The sequence below is a fragment of the uncultured Campylobacter sp. genome (genome assembly GCF_938045535.1).
GTDB lineage: Bacteria > Campylobacterota > Campylobacteria > Campylobacterales > Campylobacteraceae > Campylobacter_B.
Window position 1 is genome coordinate 1 of sequence record NZ_CALIMQ010000198.1, and the last position, 3,947, is coordinate 3,947.

Below are 3,947 nucleotides of genomic sequence, written 5' to 3' on the forward strand. Positions count from 1 at the left end.
CGCGGCGCGGATTGTCTAATCGCGTAAATTTAGCGGCGGATACAATGGGCAGAGAAAATTTAGCGCAGCGAAATTTACGTGACGCGCTAAGCTTAACGCGCCGAAGCGGCATTAAAATTTAAAGGAGAAAAGATGAAAGCATTGATCACGGGCGCAAGCGGCGGTATCGGCAGCGCGGTTGCGGAGCTTTTGCGGCAAAACGGCTATGAAATTTTAACGCTAAGCTCGCGCTTTGAGGATACGGACGCGCTGGCGAAGGAGTGCCGCGCTCTGGCTGCGGCGCAGGGTATCGACGCGCTGATTTTATGCGCGGGTACGGCGAAATTTACGCCGCTTGAAGCGATAAGCGAGAGTGAAATTTTAAAAATTTTAAACGTAAATCTCGCCGCAAACATCATCATCACGCGCACGCTTTTGCCGAATTTAAAGCGCAACCGCGCCCATATCATCGGCATTAGCTCGATCGAGGCGCTGCGATCTAGCCGCTTTAGCGCGGTTTATAGCGCGAGCAAGGCGGGGCTGCGGGCGTTTCTGCTCTGTCTTTTCGAGGAGGCGCGCAAGCAGATCAGAGTAAGCTGTATCAACCCGGACATCACCAAAACGCCCTTTTACGAGGATTTGAGCTTTGAGCCCGCAGATGATGAGGCGAGCTTCGTGGACGCGGGGGAGATCGCAAATTTCACGCTGCAAATTCTGCGCACGAAGTCCAACGTAAGCGAGTTTACGATCCGTCCGCAAATCGTAAATCTGCGGAAAAAATCAAAATTTAATCGCGAAGGGGGCAAGCTTGAAAATCGGTAAAAGTCATGTTTTTGTGCTAGCTGTGGCGCTTCTTATTATTTATGCCGTGTTTGTAAGCGGTAGCGGCGGGTATTGTAGCGCGAGAGAATTTTTTTCAGGCAGGCACGACGAAGAGGATGACGCCTGCATCGCCAAGCTGATAAAGCGCGCAGACGCGGGTAATATATATGCGGCAAATCGACTAAGATATCCGCAAGAGGCGTATATCAAGCGCACATGCAAAAAGGAAGTGGAGAGCTTGGGCGAGCGCGAAAGATATTATTTTGAGCTTTACATCCAAAATCGCTGCGAAGCTTGGGGCTTTGAAACGCCCAAATCAAAGGGCGGCGAAGCAAATACGATGAGCGGCGGCGGTAATTTAGTGCGAGGTGATATGAACGCGACGGACGGCGAGGGAAATTTAACGCGCGCCGAGGCAAACAACGGCAAATCTGACACTGCGGGCATTGATGCGAGCTCGATAAAGCGCGAAGGAAATTCTACGAAAGAACAAAATGCTGGGCGATGAAAATTTAGAAAAATTTTTCTCAAAAATCGACGCGGCGGAGTTTGGAATTTCGGCAGGCTCAAAGCTTGCTTCAAAAAATCCCAATATTGCAGGAAGCGCGAGAAACAGGAGCGGCGACAAGCCCTTAAAATCACAAGGCGGCGTGGAATTTTGCGGCGGGCAGTCATATTTTAGCGACGCGCAGCAAGCTGAAATTTTAAAATTTAATGCCGAACCGCTGTTTAATGCCGAGCAAGCGCGTCTTAATACGGAGCAAGCGCACTTAAAATTTAACGTCCGTCCATCGCAGGCAGGACTAGGTGCCCATCCGCCGCAGGCGCAGTTTAATGCCGAGCAAGCGCAGGCAAAGATCGAAAATTTCATGCGCGATCTGCTGCAAAACTATGTGCTTTGCGTAAGCGGCGCGGAATTCGCCTTCGCGGAGATCGAGGCGTATTTCACGGGCGCGGATCGAAACACCTACAAGCGCACGTCGCGGGCGGGCGAGATATTTTTTCACAATTTCGGCTTTGACATTTCGTTTCGCAGCGCCCCGCAAAGCGGCGGCGGGATTTTGGTACGAAGCCTACGTATCCTAAGTGGTGCAGAGCTTTTGGCGGGTAGCTTATCTGGCTTGAAGGGCGACTTGAGCGGCTCCGTGGGCAGCGGTCCGCTCGGCTCTGCCGCCACGCTTATACAAAATGGCGATTTTATCGCGGGTCCGCGCAAATGCATGGGTAAAATTTTAAATCTGCAAACGCGAAATTTAAATTTTTCGCTACGGCGTGCGCCGCAAATAGCGCGTGCAGCGGGCTTTAGCAACCGAATCCGACGAGGTGAGATCGTAAATGAAGCGAATCTGGACGCAAATACGCCAAGCGGTGCAGCGGGCGCGGCGAGGCTTGCGAATGAGCCGCGCAGGCTTACTAGCGAGGAGTTTGAGGCATATCTGAGCGTAGGCTGCGCTGCGGCGAAAACATATAAAAAATCGCTGCAAAGATATGAGAGCTAAATTTTTGATCAAACGGCGCGCAGCGGGCGAGCGGTAAAATTTAATGAGCTTTAAGCGGTGGCGCTATAAAATGGCGCGTCCATCAAATTTAAAGGCGGCAAATGGATCAAAGCAGGCTTGAGGAATTAAAAAGGCTACTACAAAAGCGGCATCAGGAGCCGAAGCGGGGCTTGGAACAAAATTCTAACGGTGAAAATTTTAAAGTCCCGAATTTTGAAACCCGGAATTCTGAAGTCTCAAATTCTGAATTCCTGAGTTCTGAACCCCCGAGTTCCGAAGTCTCAAATTCTAAATTCTTGAATTATAAATATTCAAATTTCGAAGCTTCAAATTCTGAAACCCTAAATTCCGATCCTGGCGCTTTAAATTTAAAAGCCGAAGCGGCTCAGAATTCTGCCTGCGAAAACAGCGCAGAGCAGCAAAATTTTATCTTGGATGACAGCGGCTCTTTGCAGCAGAATTCCAAGGCTAGAGATTACGACAAAGAGCCGATAGCAATCAAAAATTATGAAAAATTTTTTGTATATTCGTCTTTAGTCCTATTATTGCCGATCTCTACGCTACATGCATTTTTAATTATAGATTTTATAAATCATGATGATATTGACATAGTTCAGTATTTTGCTATTTTATTCATTATTTTACTATCTATGGTTATAATATCCGTATTTACCATAATCCGCCCTAGACAAGAGATAAAATTTACAAACAATTATATAGAATTTATTAGCGACGGCTTGGTTGAAAAACGCTGCGAAATCGACGAAAACGATTTATCTTTAAATTTCTCTATCGGAATTTTGGCAAGTTCATATGAGATAGGAAAATCTGAAAAGATATTTTTATACTTTATCGCTATTTTTATGTGCGTAACATGGTGGAATATATTTTTTATAGCGATATTCTTTACATATTTATTTGAGTTCTTATTAAATTTTATACTTTATCTGTTTATAAATAGGAATTTAAAAGGGTTTAGGGCTCTGCCGTTTATTAGGATCGCACGCCCCTCATATGGCAGATGGTTTAGGAACAAACCCGTTTATCCAAGATATTATCTCGTTTATCTCTATAATCAAAAGATTTATGATGAAATTAAAGAATATTTTTTGCTGAAAAACGTAAATATAAATAACGTTAAGAAAGATTACTTGTTTATCTAACGAGAAGGATAAAATGAGAAGAGAATAGGTCGCGAAGAAAGAGTTAGGCAACACGTATAAAAGGTTTTCATCAAATTAAGTTATTATAAATTTAGATCTATTTTAAAAAGGGGCTTGAAATAATGGAAAATTATAATAAACAAAAAGCCAGAGATTACGACAAATATCCGATAGTTATAAAAAAGCTAGACGATCTGTTTTGGCTGATAGCTCTTGGAATTTTGTTAATTTGTTCTTTGACCTATCATTTTAGCAGTGAGTATAAATTTAGGTTTTATATGAAAATATTGCTAGGTTATGGCACCGCATTTTTCTTTATATACGCGGCAAACTTTATAAATAGCAAAAAAACTATAGCCTTTATGAAGGACAAAATAGAATTTAAAAATAAATGGAAAGTTGAAAATTCAAAAAAATTTATAGAAAAAACTTAAAAATAATGCTAAAATATTTACATAAAATTATGTTTTATGAAAAAAATTTA

Annotated in this window: 5 protein-coding genes; all 5 read left to right on the forward strand. The window is 43.4% G+C overall.

Annotated elements, in window-relative coordinates:
- The first annotated feature begins 132 nt into the window (after positions 1-132).
- The 5 genes from Q0095_RS06095 to Q0095_RS06115 all read left to right on the forward strand — a co-directional run bounded on the left by Q0095_RS06095 (position 133) and on the right by Q0095_RS06115 (position 3,897).
- The gene (locus Q0095_RS06095; RefSeq protein WP_297882328.1) at positions 133-801 is read left to right on the forward strand and encodes an SDR family oxidoreductase; all 669 of its coding nucleotides are present in this window, start codon (positions 133-135) and stop codon (positions 799-801) included.
- Positions 788-1,309, forward strand: a complete 522-nt coding sequence (locus tag Q0095_RS06100; protein ID WP_297882330.1) for a hypothetical protein — start codon at positions 788-790, stop codon at positions 1,307-1,309. The genes Q0095_RS06095 and Q0095_RS06100 overlap by 14 nt, the downstream gene beginning before the upstream one ends.
- Positions 1,296-2,300, forward strand: a complete 1,005-nt coding sequence (locus tag Q0095_RS06105) for a hypothetical protein (protein WP_297882332.1) — start codon at positions 1,296-1,298, stop codon at positions 2,298-2,300. The genes Q0095_RS06100 and Q0095_RS06105 overlap by 14 nt, the downstream gene beginning before the upstream one ends.
- A 101-nt stretch (positions 2,301-2,401) precedes the next feature.
- Entirely contained in the window at positions 2,402-3,463 is a 1,062-nt protein-coding gene (locus Q0095_RS06110; protein ID WP_297882334.1) for a hypothetical protein, read from the forward strand.
- A gap of 122 nt (positions 3,464-3,585) precedes the next feature.
- Positions 3,586-3,897, forward strand: a complete 312-nt coding sequence (locus Q0095_RS06115) for a hypothetical protein (RefSeq protein ID WP_297882336.1) — start codon at positions 3,586-3,588, stop codon at positions 3,895-3,897.
- Positions 3,898-3,947: the final 50 nt, after the last annotated feature.